The sequence below is a fragment of the Gordonia sp. N1V genome, from assembly GCF_029269935.1.
Classification (GTDB): domain Bacteria; phylum Actinomycetota; class Actinomycetes; order Mycobacteriales; family Mycobacteriaceae; genus Gordonia; species Gordonia polyisoprenivorans.
In genome coordinates, this window is record NZ_JARJDD010000022.1 from 82,570 (window position 1) to 97,380 (window position 14,811).

A 14,811-nucleotide genomic window follows, 5' to 3' on the forward strand; every position below is an offset into this window, starting at 1 on the left:
GTGCACCTTTCTCTACGTTCTTAAGTCGGTACGGCTCAAGTATGGCCGTTCGACTCCTACAACGCGAGCAAGGTTGAGTGCATTCCGCTCAACTTATGCAGTTTGGTGATATGGGTCACACTCGGTGAGTGCGATTCAGCCACCGACCCCGGACCTACGCCTGCGCATCCCCCACACCCCGATCACTGCGACGGCGACGACGCTGACCGCGGTGAACCACGGCAACCCGATCGCCACGATCAGCGGCACCGACAGCGCGGTGATCAAGCCGCCGCCGAGGAATGGCTCGTACGGTAGTTGTTTGTAGCCATAGGTGTTCGCGGTCGAGGTCTCGCGTCGGGGATCGACCATGTCGGCGAGGACGAAGCCGGTCGCCACATTGCCCTGCGACTGCCGAAGTCGGCGATGGCGTGCTCGAACCAATCCGCACCGTGGAATCGACGCCCCAGCCAGATCAGGCAGACCACACTCCACCCGACACCGACGACGGTGAACACGACGATCGCCGGGACGTTGGAGCCGATGGTCGCCAGCGACATCGTGCCGATCGCACACACCAGCAAGACGTCGAGGGCGATCGACGAGATCCCCTCGACCGCACGCTTGTCGACGCGATGGGCCTGCCCGGTTCTCGCTACCACCCATTGCACGATGAACCCGCCGATGACGGCCACCGGGAACAACGGCATCTTGTCGAGAATGTCGGAACCGAGTGCGGAGACGATGGCCCGCACTCCCCACAGGATGCCGACCGACACCAGAATCGTCACGCCGATCAGGGCGAAGGCGAGGGTGGTGGGGTGCAGACCGGTCTCGTTGGCGGGCTTGGCATCTGCCGGGACCACGTGGATGTCGTCGACGTCGTAGTTCTCATCGGACCGGAGGGGCTCGTTGCGGCGCAGCGGGATTCGGGGATGGCGGACCGCCCAGCGCACCAGCATCGATCCGACGACCACGCCGGTCACCATGCTGATCGTCGCCAGGCCGAGCCCGATGTCGACGAGTTCGGGAGCGCCTTCATCGCTGAAGACCTGACCCATGCCCGCGATGGTGCCGTGACCGCCGGCAAACGACATCTCCAACAGGGAACCGGCTTCGGCGGGTAGTCCGAAGAAGGGAGTGAGGACCAGGAGCACCGCGAGACCCCCGAGAGCGAACTGTCCGAACGACATGAACGCACCGAACAATGCGTGCGGTGCCGCGGCGTCCCACAGGGCCCGCGGGCTGGGCAGCGTCTTGCCGAGCATGATGGCCGCGAAGACCACGTTGATCATCAGTCCGGGGATCACCCGCCAGACCTCGATGACGTCCGAGGGGAACAACCCGTGGCTGTCGGTGAACCGGCCGAGCACCTGGGGTCCGAGGATCAACACCAGGAATCCCGACACCACGCTCGCCGGGATGAACAAGGTGTGCAGGAATCCGACCTTCATGCGCACGATCCACCCGACGACGAGTACCGCGCCGAGGATGGCCAGCGACAGTCCGACGGTCTGGGCGTCACTGAGTTGTGCGAGCACTACCGCGCCCCCGATTCGGCTGCATGCATCGCCCCATCGTAGGCACCGACGTCGGTGGCGGACGTGTCGGGATCGCCTACGGAGGCCACGACGAAGCGAAACCGACGAAGGTGTTGACACCGCTTACTTCGGGTTCTACCGTGAGCCGGGAGGCGTCCACAACAGGAAACGAACCTCCCGAGATCCGACCCGGCCTTCCGGGCGGCAACTCAGCGCGGGAAATACATTCTCCACCATCGATTCTCGTGCCGCGGTTCTGACACAACCACCCGCGTCGAAAACCTCAACTGCCAGATGCGACTGCAATCGACTCACGCTTCCAGAGGAAAGAGGCTCACCCCATGCCCGAGATTCCCGCTCCCCTGCCCCCCTATCTCGAACCCGCGGCGCAAGAGCTGTGCGCCGCCACCGATCCCCACCCGCGCATCTACGAGGTACCACCCGATCAGGGACGTCAGATCCTGCTCGACCTGCAGAGCGACGAGAGCGTCCCCCGACCCGAGGTCGACGAGGAGTGGGTGGATGTCAACGCCGGCGAATGGGGCACCGTCAGAACCCGGATCATCCGGCCGAAGGGCGCGAGTGGCCAGCTGCCGGTCGTGTTCTACATTCACGGCGCCGGTTGGGTTTTCGGGGACGACAGAACCCATGACCGACTGTTCCGGGAACTGGCCGTCGGCGCCGGCGCGGCCGGGGTCTTCCCGGTCTATGACCGCGCACCCGAACACAAGTACCCCACGCAAATCGAGCAGAACTACGCCGTTGGCCAATGGGTACTCGAACACGGTTCGGAGCATGGACTCGACACCAGCCGCATCGCGGTGACCGGCGAGTCCGTCGGCGGTTGTATGTCGGCGGTGTTCGCACTGATGAACAAGGAGCGCGGTGGCATCGATCTCAAGGCACAGGTGCTGCTCTACCCCGTGGCCAACGCCGACTTCAACACCCCGTCCTACCTCCAATTCGCCGAGGGCTACTACCTCACGCGCGACGGAATGAAGTGGTTCTGGGATGCCTACACCACCGATCCGGCACAACGGGCAGAGGCCCACGCGTCACCGCTGCAAGCGAGTGTCGAAGAACTGCAAGGACTCCCGACAACACTGGTCATCACCGACGAAGCCGACGTGCTGCGTGACGAAGGCGAACAGTACGCGAACAAACTCCGTGAGGCGGGAGTGGACGTCACCAGCGTGCGGGTCGCCGGCATGGTCCACGACTTCCTGCTCCTCGACAGCCTGCGAGATACCAAGGCCGCCAACGTGGCCCGCACACTCGCGATCGATGCACTGCGGAGTGCGTTGCAGGGCTGACTCTCAAAGATCGGCGGCACCGGCCACCGTGTACGAGGTGCTGGATCCCTACGCACGTCCGAACTGACCCCGATACTCCCTCGGCCGCATACCGGTGTGCCTTGTGAACAGGTCCGAGAACGCGCCGCCATCCTGGTAGCCGACGGCACGGCGGACGTCGCCGAGGGTGCGGTCGGTGGACGCCAGAAGGTGCTGCGCACGCCGGATGCGGGCCCGCTGTAGATAGGTCAGCGGCGACTCCCCGGTTTCGCGTTTGTAGGTCCGGAGCAGAGTTCTGGTACTCACCGACATCTGCGCCGCAAGGTCTTTGAGGCTGTACGGCTCGGTGAGGTGATGCTCGAGGTGGCGTTGCACCCGCGCAGCGAACGACGACCCGGCGGGCGGCAGCAGCGCGGTGTCGACGTAGGGCGTCTGGCTGCTACGGGCGTCGTCGAGCAGCGCGATCCGCGCGGTGCGACGCGCCACGTCGACGCCATGGCGGCTCTCGATGAGATCGATGACGAAGTCGTACATGGCGCTGAAGGCGGCGGTCGTGGTGACCCCACCGTCGGTGACGACAAGTCTTTCCGCATCGACAACCGAGCGCGGAAAGGCTTGTTGCAGAGCATCGGCGAACAACCACGCGGTGGTGACCGTGCGGCCGTCGAGTACCCCGGCCGCCCCGACCAGAAAGGCGCCGACGCACACCGAGACGACGGGTCGGCCATCGCGAACGTGCCGGCCGATCACCTCGATCTCCGGCGCCAGATCGGCAAGTCTGTCCGAAACATTCTCCCCGGGAACGAATTCGAAACCAGGAATCACCAATACGTCGATGTCGTCGCCGGCCGCGGACACCTGCAGCGGGATGTCACCGGAAGCGACGACGCGCCTACGCGGCGAGACGATCGAGGTCACCAGCGACGGCTCCTGGTGGTGCGCCCGGGCGACGTGACCGCCCATGGTGAGCACGTCGGCGATACCGAAGATCTCCGAGGCGAAGCACCCCGGGTATGCGAGGATCCCAACACGCGTCAGGTCAACCATGTTCCTCCGCAAAGGTTTCGGAGTCGACGAGCAGGGCCGCGGTCAGGTAGTCCACGATCTCGGCTCTCGCACGGATCGTCGGATGACCGGCCTCGTCGACGAGATGGGCGGTCACCACGCTATGCGGCGTGCCGACGACGTCGGCGAAGAACGGCGGCGGACTCGGATTTGCCGACGACCCCGGCAGCACGCGCCCATCGAACCGGTCGCCGAGCAGCTCGGCATAGGCGGCGAATCGTGCTGCGGTACACCATCGGTCGGTGTCGAACCGATACCCGATCACCCGCAGGTCGTCGGCGTCGAGCCGGCGACGGAGGGCACGGCCGTTGGCCTCGGACAGTTCGAGACCGCCCGGGTCGTCGAGCGGCAGTGACGGGTGATTGACGACGGCAGCGACGACCGAGTCGTCGAGCATCATCGTGAGGGCGAAGTTGCCGGTGAAACACAACCCGACAGCGCCCACACCCGGCCCACCGCATTCGGCATGCGCCAACCGCGCCAGCGCGCGCAGCGTCGTCGCGATCGGACTCGTACCGCCACCGGCGAAAGCATGGAACTCCCGGCTCACGCACGCCCGCTTCATGATCGCCGTGCCCGTATCGGCCTGCGGGTAGGCTCCGTCCACCCCGAACAGCGACGGCAGGTAGACAGCCAGTCCGGCATCGCGTATCCACCGACCGAATCGCAGCACATCGGGGCTGATGCCCGGCATCTCCGGCAACAACACCACCGCGGGGCCACTGCCCGAGGTCCACACCGTCAGTTCGTCGCCGTCGAGATCGAGGTCGCGAGCGGTGAAATCAGTCATCGGATCATCGGTCGCGGAGGTTGGGTTCATGTCTTCATGCTCGGTCATCACCAGGTCACGCCGACAGTGGCGGGATCGCCATTCTTCTGGGTGATCTCGCCACCATACATCGGACGTCGTGGACAATGGGGTTCATGCCCGACGACCTCCACTTCTATTTCGACCCCGTGTGCCCGTTCGCCTGGATGACCGGTAATTGGGTGCGACAAGTGCAGGATCAACGCGACTATTCGGTCGACTGGCGGTTCATCTCTCTACGCCAACTCAACGCGCACATCGACTATGCGGCCCACTTCCCGCCGGAGTACGAGGCCGGGCACACCGCCGGTCTGCGCCTGCTCCGCGTGTGCGCGAGTGTCCGGCGTGAGCACGGGCGCGAGCTGATGAACCCGCTGTATCAGGCGTTCGGCACACGGATCTTCGACGAGCACACCGGCACCTACCTCGTCGAGGGCCGCGATGTCCGGGGCACCGAGGACTTCCTGCGGCCCGTCCTGACCGAGCTCGGACTTCCCGAACATCATGTCGCCGCCCTCGAGGACACCTCACTCGACGCCGAGATCCAAGCCGAGACCGATGAGGCCCTCGCACTGACCGGACGCGACGTCGGCACCCCGATCATCCATGTCGAACCACCCACGGGCGTCGCCTTTTTCGGGCCGGTCATCAGCCGCCTGCCCGACGACGCCGACGCCCTCGAGTTGTGGGATCACGTGGTCGGCCTCGCTCGATTCCCCGGCTTCGCCGAGCTCAAGCGCAGCCTCCGAGAAAAGCCCCAGCTCAAGAGTTTCGGTGTCGACGTCGGCGCCGTCGGCGAACAAGAAGACTGGCACGGCGGGTCTCGGCGTACCAAGCACTGAGCATCAGCAAGCAATCACCGTCTGGCGCCGAGCGGCCCAGGCCATCTCGACGGTGATGAGTGTGCCGACGACGGCCACCACCAGCGCGACGACTTTCAGGGCGCCCGCCGCGGACTCGGTGTAGGCGCCGATGACAAGGGCGTGGTCGCCGGGTGCCACAGCCAGCGCCTCGGCGACGGTGTGCGGCGTGCCGCCACTCCCCGAAATGGAAAGCCGCTGTGCGAGTCGGGATACCAACCCGGACGTCAACAGTGTCCCGATGACGGCGACACCCAATGCACTCCCCAATTCACGGGTGGTTGCCTGCAGACCACCCGCAACACCAGCCTGCTCCCGGGGGAGGGCACCGGCGATGACCGTCGTCAAGGTCGGCAGCGCGAGGGTCACCCCGACCCCGGCAACCACGAGCCAGATCGCGTAGATCCCGTAGCCCTGATGCAGAGCCACCGACAGGCCGAAGAGGCCGACGGCAATCGCCGTAAAGGCGACGGCTATGACGCTGCGCTCCCCGAGGCGAGTCACAAGCGCGGGGACATGGCGAGTCCCGACGATCATCGGCACCACCATCGGCAGCACACCGAGTCCGGCCTGGAGTACGGTGAAACCTCGTCCGTATTGCATGAGCGAAGCGTTGAGGAAGAAGAAGCCGAACATACCGAAGAAGGTGATGAACATCCCGAGGCTCGCCGCGCGCAGTCCGGGAATCGCGAACAGGCGCGGATCGAGCATGGGATGCCGTGCGCCCAGTTCGATGAACGCCCACGCAGACAGCAGAACCACCGCCGCGACAAATGCTCCGACGACGAGCCCACTGCTCCAACCGGATTCAGGGCCCCAGGTGATCCCCAACAGTAGCGCAAGAGTGGCTGCGGTCAGGAGGATGGCGGCCGAGACGCCGACGCTGCGATCATGGCGTGAGCTGCGCGGCGCGCCGAGGGCCACCCAGATCCCGCCCAGCACTGCGACCGGGACCACCGCGACGAACAGCCATCGCCACGATCCGACAGTGAGGATGGCTCCACCACCGACATTGCCGACCACCCCGCCGATTCCGGAGCATGCCGCCCAGATCGCGATGGCGCGTGGTCGCCGCGCGGGTTCGGTGGCGTGGATCAGGACGGCCAACGCATTGGGCAGCACGCACGCCGCGCCGATGCCGGTGATGACGCGGCCGATGAGCATCGTCACCACGTCACCTGCCGCCGCCGACACGACAGCGCCGATCGCGAACACCATCATTCCCGTGATGAGCACACCCTTGCGCCCGATGCGATCACCCAGTGCGCCGGCGGGAATCACAAGGCAGGCGAACAAGATCACGTATGCATCGACGACCCACAGGAGCTCGGATGCACTCGGATGCAGAGAGCTTGCCGCAAGCGCAGGCACCGCGAGGTTGATCGCGGCAACGAAACCGACCACCAACACCGTGCACACGCACACGCAGGCCAGAACCTGAGGGGAGCGAGCCGGAGCCACGTCGCGGTGCGTTGAAGTGCGTCGACCGCCGATGCCCTCGCGCTGTCGATCCGGCGTACCGATGAGATGACGAAGGACTTGCATGCGGACTCTCCTCACGGCCCGTGAGGACCGTCTGTAACGGACAAGAGCGGTGGCTCGTCGGGTCGACGAGTTCAACACTTACTGGACACCGCGTCCCGTTAGACTACGCACATACGGTGCACGGTGTCCAATAAGTTCCGAACGACGACGTCTTGAGTAACGAGACAATGTGTCCAGTCCGGTTGCTAGGCTCGGACCGGTGACCACGAAGAGCCCACGGACCGGGCGGCCACGCAGTGCGGCCGCCCGCGACGCCGTGTTGCACGCGGTCGACGACCTCCTCGTCGAACAGGGCTACGCGGCAATGACTCTCAAAGGAATTGCCGAGCGCGCCGGCGTGTCGCGGCAAACCCTTTACCGCTGGTGGTCGACAAAGGCGGAAATCCTCTTCGAGGCATCGTGGCTCGACGCGGCCGGGGAACTTGCCGTTCCCGACAGCGGCGGGCCGGCCACGCAGGTCAGTGCCTTTCTCGACGGATTGATCCGATTCCTGACGAACTCACCAGCAGGCGCCGCCTATCGGGCGCTCCTCGGCGAAGCACAGCACGACAAATCGGTTGCCGCGCTCATCGCCTCGCGAGACATTCTGGGTGACAGCGCTGCCACGGTCATCAGCCGGACCGTCGGCTCTTCGGCGATCCCGATCGGGGAGGCCACAGCCCGACTGATCGGCCCGACGTTCTACTGGATTCTCAGTGGCCGCGATCCTCGGCAGCTCGACACATCGGATCTCGCAGATCGTTTCCTCGTAGACCTGAAGTGAGAGTGAGCGCCCTCGGTATGGTCTCCTCATGACGACCGACTGGCGAGCAGCCCGAGCCGAGGCGGTGCGCACCCTGATCCTGCAGGCCGACCCCGACATCACCGAAGAGATCAAGTGGCGCAAGCCGTCCAATCCCGATGGTGTACCCACATTCTCGCTCGACGGACTGGTCTGCACCCTGGAGACCTATAAGGACAAGATCAAGGTCACCTTTGCGCAGGGGGCTTCACTGCCCGACCCGGGACAGGTCTTCAACGCAAGCCTGACCGCCGGCACCCGACGGGCCGTCGACCTCAAGGAGAACGATCAACTCGATGCCGATGCGTTTGTCGAGCTGATCCGCGCGGCGGTGGCGTTCAACCGGAAGTAGATCGTCCCCACCCGTGTTCATCAGACCTTCCCATGCAGGGTAGCCTTAGCTAATCTGAGGGAAGGGTGGTCATGATCGAGGCCGCAGCGACCCCGGTGCCGTTCATCGGTGCCGGCGCATTGATGACGATGCTGCTCGCGCTCACCGTGCTGCTGGCCTCGGCAATTGCGTTGGGCTGGCTCGCCCGGCGAATCGGCCTGCCCGCGGTGGTCGGCGAGATCCTCGCCGGCGTCATTCTGGGTCCGTCGATCCTCGGGCTGGCATGGCCGTGGCTGCAGCACACGCTCTTTCCGACCGATGCCACCCGCTTGAACCTGATCGACGCCATCGGCCAACTCGGCGTCATCCTGCTCGTCGGGTTGGCCGGCGCCGAACTCGACCTCGCATTCGTGCGTCGCCGCACCACGGTGGTGACCTCGGTCGGCGTGTTCGCGTTCATCGTCCCGCTCGGCGCGGGTATCGGGGCCGGATTCCTCATCCCGGCGAGCATGCGCGCCGACGGCGTCTCCCCGACGGTGCTTGCGCTGCTGCTCGGGACGGCGTTGTCGGTCAGCGCCATCCCGGTGATCGCGAAGATCCTCACCGAGATGGGGTTGTTGCACCGCAACATCGGCCAGTTGATCCTCGCCGTCGGCAGTACCAACGACGCGGTCGCCTGGGTCCTGCTGTCGGTGACGTCTTCGATGGCGACCGTCGGGCTGCGCAGCGGCAACGTCGCGGCCGCGCTCATCGCGACAGTCGGAGCGATCGGGGTTGCCGTCTTCGTCCTCAAACCGCTCATCCGGCCACTGCTCGACAAGCTCGAGAACAGCGAGACCGCAACGGGATACCTCGTCCCGGTGTGCGCCACACTCGTCATCGCATGCGCCGCCGTGACCCAGGCACTGAACCTCGAGGCAATCCTGGGCGCCTTCCTCGCCGGCGTGGTGATCGGTCCGCGCCGACCCGCCCTCATCGAACCGCTACGTCTGGTCACGATGACACTGCTCGCGCCGATCTTCCTGGCGACCGCAGGCCTGCGGGTGGACCTGCGCTTGCTGGGCGACCCGACGGTCGCTCTCACCGCCGCGGTACTGCTGGTGCTCGCCGTCACGTCAAAGTTCGCCGGCGCCTACATCGGCGCTCGGCTGGTGCGGCAAACCCGTTGGGAGTCGGTGGCATTGGGATCGGGGCTGAACACCCGAGGTGCCGTGGAGATCGTCATCGCGATGACCGGACTACGTATCGGGGTGTTCTCGGCCAGCGTCTACACGGTGATCGTGCTGATCGCCATCGTCACCTCCGTGATGGCACCGCCGATGCTCAAGTATGCGATGTCCCGGATCACCAGCACCGAAGAAGAACACGTCCGCGAGGCGCTGCGGAAGGTCTGACGGACCCCGAGCTCAGTGCCGCAACCACACCGCCGCATCACCGGGCAGTTTGCCGTCGACGAGCCCGACACTCGAGAGCAGGACGGCCGCACAACTCGGTAGTGACAACGGTCGGGCCCCGGTGTTGACCCAGCACTCGAGATCGCCGCGGCGGAATGCGAGGGCGTCGCTACCACTGTCCAACCAAACCAGACCCTCAGCGCCGCACCACAGTTGATGCCGAATCCGAAGAGCCGCGCGATACAGCGTGAGGAAGGAATCGGGATCGTCCACCTGCTCGTCGTGGGTCAGCCCGGCCCATGATTCCGGTTGCGGAAGCCAGGCCGGTACAGCGCCGTCGGGCGAGAATCCGAGGTTGGCGCCCGCCTGCGCGCCCCACGGGAGCGGGACGCGGCATCCGTCCCTCCCGGGGTCGGTGAAGTCCGACTGCACCCACATCGGGTCCTGTCGCACGCGTCCGTCGAGATCCTCGACCTCGTCGAGTCCCCATTCCTCACCCTGATATATGTATGCCGTTCCGGGCAGTGCCAATTGGAGAAGCGCCGCCGCCCGGGCCCGACGACGACCCAGGTCGATGTCGGGAGCCTGATAGGGCCAGCGACCACGATCCCAATCGGCCTCCACCGGATGCTGGGGCTGGTGGCGCGCATACCGTGTCACTACACGGGTGACGTCGTGATTGGACAGCACCCACGTCGGCGGCGCCCCGACGTCGCGCACCGACTCCCGAGCATCGTCGATCACCGTGCGCAGTGCGTCGGCCCGCCACGGCGTGCGCAGGAAATCGAACTGGAATGCGGTGTGCAACTCGTCGGGCCGCAGATATCGGACGAGCCTGTCATTGTCGGGAACCCAGATCTCACCCACGAACACCTTCGGCGGATCGTAGGAGTCGGCGATGGTGCGCCATCCGCGGTAGACCTCGTGCACGGAGTCCTGATCCCACGCCGGATGGGCCTGCAGATGCTGGCTCGAGGCGATACGCGGCCCGGCGTCGGCGAGATCAGGCTGCTTCATCAGCCCGTGTGCGACGTCGATCCGGAATCCGTCGAGTCCACGATCGAACCAGAACCGCAGCACGTCCTCGAACTCGGCGACGACCTCGGGATTGGACCAATTGAGATCGGGCTGATCCGGGGCGAACAGATGCAAATACCACTGGCCGTCCGGCAGTCGGGTCCAGGCCGGCCCACCGAAGCAACTCTCCCAGTCGTTGGGGGCCTGCGCGCCGTCCTCACCTCGTCCATCCCGGAACACATACCGCTCGCGCGCCGCCGCATCCCCGGCGAGCGCGGCCCGAAACCAGGTATGCGCCGACGACGTGTGGTTGGGCACGATGTCGGCCAGAACGCGCAAGCCGAGGCGATGCGCCTCGTTGATCAGCGACTCGGCGTCGGCAAGCGAACCGAAGTCGGGGTGGATGGCGCGGTAGTCGGCGACGTCGTAACCGCCGTCGGCCATCGGCGACGGATACCACGGATTGATCCATAGCGCGTCGGCCCCGAGATCTGCGAGGTAGGGCAGTTTCGACCGCAGTCCGGCCAGGTCTCCGACGCCGTCGCCGCTCCCGTCGGCGAACGAGCGCAAATAGACCTGGTAGACCACCGCGTCGGCCCACCATGGTGTGCCGACGCATTCCTCGACGTCGCCGATCGACTGACAACTCACGGACATGGGTTGGATTCCTCTCGTTCGGTCGCGGGCGTGGTGTGGACGCACCCCGCCCCTCACGTAAACGTTTGCGTCGAGTGTGCGGACCACTCGCACGGGTGTCAACACACACGCAGGACCGCACCGCCCGGCCGTCACCGTTCCTGAGGCACGGGTGACGACGCGTACAGTCGGGGAATGGCCAGCGGATGGTCGGTGAACATGGCCGATGTGGCGCGACACCTGGGTGTGTCGACCGCCACGGTATCTCGTGCTCTCCGAGGCGAACCCGGGGTTTCCGCGGAGACCCGCGACCGCATCCGCAAGGTCGCCGACGAACTCGGCTACGTGGTCTCGCCCGAGGCTTCCGGACTCGCGCGCGGGGCCACCGGCCGCGTCGGAATCGTTTTGCCCCGGCTGGATCTGTGGTTCTACGGATGCCTCGTGGCCGGTATCGAGGAATCCCTGCGATCGGCGGGGCTCGACTGCCTCATCTACTGCCTGGACTCCGCAGATCAGCGCCGCTCCTTCGCCGCTGATCTGCCGTTGCGCCGCAAGGTCGACGCGGTGATCGCCGTGGCCTTTCCCAGCTCGGATATCGCGTGGAATCGTTTGGACGACATGCACATCCCGGTCGTCACCGTCGCGACACGGGTGGATCGGCATCCGTATGTGGGCATCGACGACGAGCTCGTCGGCCGACAAGCGGCCCGTCACCTGGTGCGGCTGGGTCATCGCCGGATCGGCATGATCCGCGGGCTCGATCCCGACGGCATCCATTGGCAGAGTGACGACGACCGCGCACGCGGATTCCTCGACGAACTCGCCTCGGCTGGCGTCGAGGATCCGGCGCGCTTCATCGTCTCGGAGACCTCGGGTATCGACGGCGGCGCCCTCGCGATGGAGTTCCTGTTGGGCGCGAGCGAACTCCCGACCGCGATCTTCTGCACCAGCGACGAGCCGGCCATCGGCGTCCAACGAGTACTTCGTCGCGCCGGAATCCGGGTGCCCCAGTCGATCTCGTTGATCGGCGTGGATGACCAGCCGATCGCCGAGGCCGCCGACCTCACCACCATCGCCCAACCCGTCATCGAGCAGGGACGCACCGCCGGACGACTGACCGCCGATCTGATCTCCGGCGCCACCGCCGTGCCGATGCGCACCCTGTTGCCCACGCGACTGGTCGTCCGCGGATCGGCCGTCTCACCGCCGCCCGTCGACGGGCTGCGCGTCACCGCTCCGCACACCCCGTAGTAGCGATTTCGCCTCACCCCTTGACTCCACGGGAGATTGCGTCGATAGTACTTAGCGCAAACGCTTGCGTGACATGTGACACACAGGAGATCACTTGTGAACGAGACCAAGGACGTCCCATCACGGGCCGGCACCCGCCCTCGCGGCGGACGCCGACGACGCGACCGCACGACACTTGCCGCGCTCACCCTCGCGGTGGCACTGTCTGCGGCCGGATGCAGCGGATCGTCGGGCGACGATTCGACGGGCACATCGATCTCCTACTACGTCAACGCCGACTCGGTCGCGAGCTCCAAGGAAGCTGCCGCCACGTGCAGCAAGGACTCCGGCGGCCGCTACCACATCGACGTCGTCACGCTGCCCAAGAGCGCCGACAACCAGCGCCTGCAGATGGCGCGCAGACTCGCCGGGGGAGACAAGTCGCTCGATCTACTCAGCCTCGACGTGGTCTGGACCGCCGAATTCGCCAACGCCGGCTGGCTCCGTCCGGTCCCCGACTCCATCGCACAGACCATCGAGCAGACCACGCTCGCCGGTCCCCTCGCCACCGCACGATGGAAGACCGCCGTCGACCCCGAGGCCCGGCTGTACGCGATCCCCGCGTGGACCAACACCCAACTGCTCTGGTACCGGCCGGATCTGATGGAGCGCTACCTGGGCTCCGCGACACCCCCGACCACCTGGGACGAGATCCTGGCCGACACCGAGAAGATCCGTGCCGCCGGCGGACCGAGCTGGATCATGGTGCAGGGCAAGCAGTACGAGGGACTCATGGTCTGGTTCAACTCGGTCCTCGCCAGTGCAGGCGGCGCCGTCCTCGATCCCGCCAATCCGACCCACCAAACCCTCACCGACACACCCGAACACCGGGCCGCGACGATTCGTGCGCTGACCGTCATCAAACAGGTCGCCACCGCGCCCGGCCACGACCCGTCCATCTCCAACTCCGACGAGTCCTCCGACCGTCTCGGCATGGAATCGGGGAAGGCCGCCTTCGAGCTCAACTGGCCGTTCGTCTATCCGTCGATGCGGTCCAACAGCGCGGCCGGATCGGTCCCCTTCCTCCCCGAGATGACCAGGTATGCCTCGCAATTGGCCGAGGGAGGACCCGACCCCTCGCCGGCCGAACTCGCGGAGATGACCGCCGTCGTGGCAAAGAAGTTCGCATTCGCCCCGTACCCCGGTGTGATCTCGGCAGAAACCGCACGGACCACACCCGGTGGCACCAACATCGCGGTGGCGTCCACCTCGACTCATCCAGAGCTCGCATGGACTGCGGCGCAATGTCTCACCAACGCCGCCTCGCAGCGCACGTACGCCGTGGACGGCGGCAATCCCCCGACGCTGTCGGCGGTCTACGACGACCCAGCCTTCAAGGAGGTCTACCCCATGGGCGACATCATTCGTGATCAGCTCACCGCACAACACTCGTCCCCTCGACCGGCTTCTCCTCAGTACCAGACCATTTCGACGTTGATCACCGCCAAGCTCAGCCCGGTCGGTGCCTGGGACCCGGCCACCAAGGCCGACGACCTCGCCACTGCCGTCGACAACGCACTGCGCGGAGAAGGGCTCGTCCCATGACCGCCACCACGGCAGCCGCTCCGAGGCGGAGTGAGGGTAAGCGGGCGGAGCGTCGGTTGGCGTTTTGGTTGGTGTTGCCTGCGGTGGTGATGATGGCGGTGGTGACGGGGTATCCGATCATTTATGCGGTGTGGTTGTCGTTGAACAAGGCGAGTTTGTCGGCGCCGGGTAAGCGTGAGTTTGTGTGGTTCGCCAATTACGGGACGGTGCTCTCGGATGGGTATTGGTGGACGGCGTTCGGGGTGACGTTGGGCATCACGGTGGTGTCGGTGGTCATCGAGTTCGTGTTGGGGTTGGCGATCGCGTTGGTGATGCATCGAACGTTGTTCGGGCGGGGCACGATTCGCACCGTGGTGTTGATTCCGTACGGGATTGTGACGGTCGCGGCGGCGTTCTCCTGGTATTACGCGTGGACGCCGGGGACGGGGTATCTGGCGAATCTGTTGCCGGATGGGAGTGCCCCGTTGACCCAGCAGTGGCCGTCGTTGGCGATCATCGTGTTGGCCGAGGTCTGGAAGACGACCCCGTTCATGGCGTTGTTGTTGCTGGCCGGGTTGGCGTTGGTGCCCGATGATTTGTTGAAGGCCGCCCAGGTCGACGGGGCCGGGGCGTGGACGCGGTTGTGGCGCATCATTTTGCCGTTGATGAAACCGGCGATCCTGGTGGCGTTGCTGTTCCGTACTCTGGACGCGTTCCGGGTGTTCGACAACATTTATGTGTTGACCGC

The 14,811-nt window shown here is 65.7% G+C and carries 14 protein-coding genes; 8 read left to right on the plus strand and 6 right to left on the minus strand.

The window, feature by feature from the left end; translation table 11 throughout:
* Positions 1 to 135: 135 nt before the first annotated feature.
* Both P3L18_RS22850 and P3L18_RS22855 read right to left on the minus strand, forming a co-directional pair.
* Complete coding sequence (locus P3L18_RS22850; protein ID WP_276115318.1) at positions 136 to 267, minus strand: hypothetical protein; 132 nt, start codon at positions 265 to 267, stop codon at positions 136 to 138.
* On the minus strand, positions 264 to 1,520 hold the full coding sequence (locus P3L18_RS22855) for a sodium/glutamate symporter (RefSeq protein ID WP_276115319.1): 1,257 nt from the start codon (positions 1,518 to 1,520) through the stop codon (positions 264 to 266). The genes P3L18_RS22850 and P3L18_RS22855 overlap by 4 nt, the downstream gene beginning before the upstream one ends.
* Before the next feature lie 341 nt (positions 1,521 to 1,861).
* On the opposite strand from P3L18_RS22855, the gene P3L18_RS22860 reads away from it, so the two are divergent.
* Positions 1,862 to 2,833 carry an alpha/beta hydrolase gene (locus P3L18_RS22860; RefSeq protein WP_276115320.1) on the plus strand — a complete coding sequence of 324 codons (972 nt, stop codon included), beginning with the start codon at positions 1,862 to 1,864 and terminating at the stop codon, positions 2,831 to 2,833.
* 48 nt (positions 2,834 to 2,881) lie between these two features.
* Here the strand turns inward: P3L18_RS22860 and P3L18_RS22865 are convergent, their stop codons facing one another.
* Together P3L18_RS22865 and P3L18_RS22870 are read right to left on the minus strand one after the other, a co-directional pair.
* Complete coding sequence (locus tag P3L18_RS22865; protein WP_276115321.1) at positions 2,882 to 3,859, minus strand: helix-turn-helix domain-containing protein; 978 nt, start codon at positions 3,857 to 3,859, stop codon at positions 2,882 to 2,884.
* Positions 3,852 to 4,697 carry a dienelactone hydrolase family protein gene (locus P3L18_RS22870; protein WP_276115322.1) on the minus strand — a complete coding sequence of 282 codons (846 nt, stop codon included), beginning with the start codon at positions 4,695 to 4,697 and terminating at the stop codon, positions 3,852 to 3,854. The genes P3L18_RS22865 and P3L18_RS22870 overlap by 8 nt, the downstream gene beginning before the upstream one ends.
* Positions 4,698 to 4,801: 104 nt before the next feature.
* Here P3L18_RS22870 and P3L18_RS22875 point away from each other — a divergent pair, with 104 nt between their 5' ends.
* Complete coding sequence (locus P3L18_RS22875) at positions 4,802 to 5,527, plus strand: hypothetical protein (RefSeq protein ID WP_276115323.1); 726 nt, start codon at positions 4,802 to 4,804, stop codon at positions 5,525 to 5,527.
* Between the two features lie 3 nt (positions 5,528 to 5,530).
* On the opposite strand, the gene P3L18_RS22880 is transcribed toward P3L18_RS22875, so the two are convergent.
* Positions 5,531 to 7,090 (minus strand): MFS transporter, encoded by a 1,560-nt coding sequence (locus P3L18_RS22880; protein WP_276115324.1) that lies wholly within the window; start codon positions 7,088 to 7,090, stop codon positions 5,531 to 5,533.
* 199 nt (positions 7,091 to 7,289) lie between these two features.
* Between P3L18_RS22880 and P3L18_RS22885 the strand changes: the two genes are divergently transcribed.
* From P3L18_RS22885 to P3L18_RS22895, 3 genes are all read left to right on the plus strand, one after another.
* The gene (locus P3L18_RS22885) at positions 7,290 to 7,853 is read left to right on the plus strand and encodes a TetR/AcrR family transcriptional regulator (RefSeq protein WP_276115325.1); all 564 of its coding nucleotides are present in this window, start codon (positions 7,290 to 7,292) and stop codon (positions 7,851 to 7,853) included.
* A gap of 28 nt (positions 7,854 to 7,881) precedes the next feature.
* Positions 7,882 to 8,223 carry a DUF1801 domain-containing protein gene (locus P3L18_RS22890; RefSeq protein ID WP_276115326.1) on the plus strand — a complete coding sequence of 114 codons (342 nt, stop codon included), beginning with the start codon at positions 7,882 to 7,884 and terminating at the stop codon, positions 8,221 to 8,223.
* A 71-nt stretch (positions 8,224 to 8,294) separates the two neighbouring features.
* Positions 8,295 to 9,596 carry a cation:proton antiporter gene (locus P3L18_RS22895; RefSeq protein WP_276115327.1) on the plus strand — a complete coding sequence of 434 codons (1,302 nt, stop codon included), beginning with the start codon at positions 8,295 to 8,297 and terminating at the stop codon, positions 9,594 to 9,596.
* A 12-nt stretch (positions 9,597 to 9,608) separates the two neighbouring features.
* Here P3L18_RS22895 and P3L18_RS22900 read toward each other — a convergent pair whose 3' ends face one another.
* On the minus strand, positions 9,609 to 11,270 hold the full coding sequence (locus P3L18_RS22900; protein WP_276115328.1) for a glycoside hydrolase family 13 protein: 1,662 nt from the start codon (positions 11,268 to 11,270) through the stop codon (positions 9,609 to 9,611).
* A gap of 174 nt (positions 11,271 to 11,444) precedes the next feature.
* On the opposite strand from P3L18_RS22900, the gene P3L18_RS22905 reads away from it, so the two are divergent.
* The 3 genes from P3L18_RS22905 to P3L18_RS22915 all read left to right on the plus strand — a co-directional run.
* A complete protein-coding gene (locus P3L18_RS22905) occupies positions 11,445 to 12,500 on the plus strand; it encodes a LacI family DNA-binding transcriptional regulator (protein ID WP_276115329.1) in 1,056 nt (351 codons plus the stop codon).
* A 96-nt stretch (positions 12,501 to 12,596) separates the two neighbouring features.
* Positions 12,597 to 14,084 carry an extracellular solute-binding protein gene (locus P3L18_RS22910; protein WP_276115330.1) on the plus strand — a complete coding sequence of 496 codons (1,488 nt, stop codon included), beginning with the start codon at positions 12,597 to 12,599 and terminating at the stop codon, positions 14,082 to 14,084.
* Positions 14,081 to 14,811 (plus strand): sugar ABC transporter permease (locus P3L18_RS22915; protein ID WP_276115331.1); only part of this gene is annotated, 731 nt, incomplete at its 3' end. The genes P3L18_RS22910 and P3L18_RS22915, both read left to right, overlap by 4 nt.

What these genes read in the sequence shown, in the direction of transcription:
- P3L18_RS22880 (WP_276115324.1), bottom strand. Translation starts at nt 7,090, where the DNA reads ATGCAAGTCCTTCGTCATCTCATCGGTACGCCGGATCGACAGCGCGAG.
- P3L18_RS22900 (WP_276115328.1), bottom strand. Translation starts at nt 11,270, where the DNA reads ATGTCCGTGAGTTGTCAGTCGATCGGCGACGTCGAGGAATGCGTCGGC.
- P3L18_RS22890 (WP_276115326.1), top strand. Translation starts at nt 7,882, where the DNA reads ATGACGACCGACTGGCGAGCAGCCCGAGCCGAGGCGGTGCGCACCCTG.
- P3L18_RS22905 (WP_276115329.1), top strand. Translation starts at nt 11,445, where the DNA reads ATGGCCAGCGGATGGTCGGTGAACATGGCCGATGTGGCGCGACACCTG.
- P3L18_RS22865 (WP_276115321.1), bottom strand. Translation starts at nt 3,859, where the DNA reads ATGGTTGACCTGACGCGTGTTGGGATCCTCGCATACCCGGGGTGCTTC.
- P3L18_RS22875 (WP_276115323.1), top strand. Translation starts at nt 4,802, where the DNA reads ATGCCCGACGACCTCCACTTCTATTTCGACCCCGTGTGCCCGTTCGCC.
- P3L18_RS22870 (WP_276115322.1), bottom strand. Translation starts at nt 4,697, where the DNA reads ATGAACCCAACCTCCGCGACCGATGATCCGATGACTGATTTCACCGCT.
- P3L18_RS22860 (WP_276115320.1), top strand. Translation starts at nt 1,862, where the DNA reads ATGCCCGAGATTCCCGCTCCCCTGCCCCCCTATCTCGAACCCGCGGCG.
- P3L18_RS22895 (WP_276115327.1), top strand. Translation starts at nt 8,295, where the DNA reads ATGATCGAGGCCGCAGCGACCCCGGTGCCGTTCATCGGTGCCGGCGCA.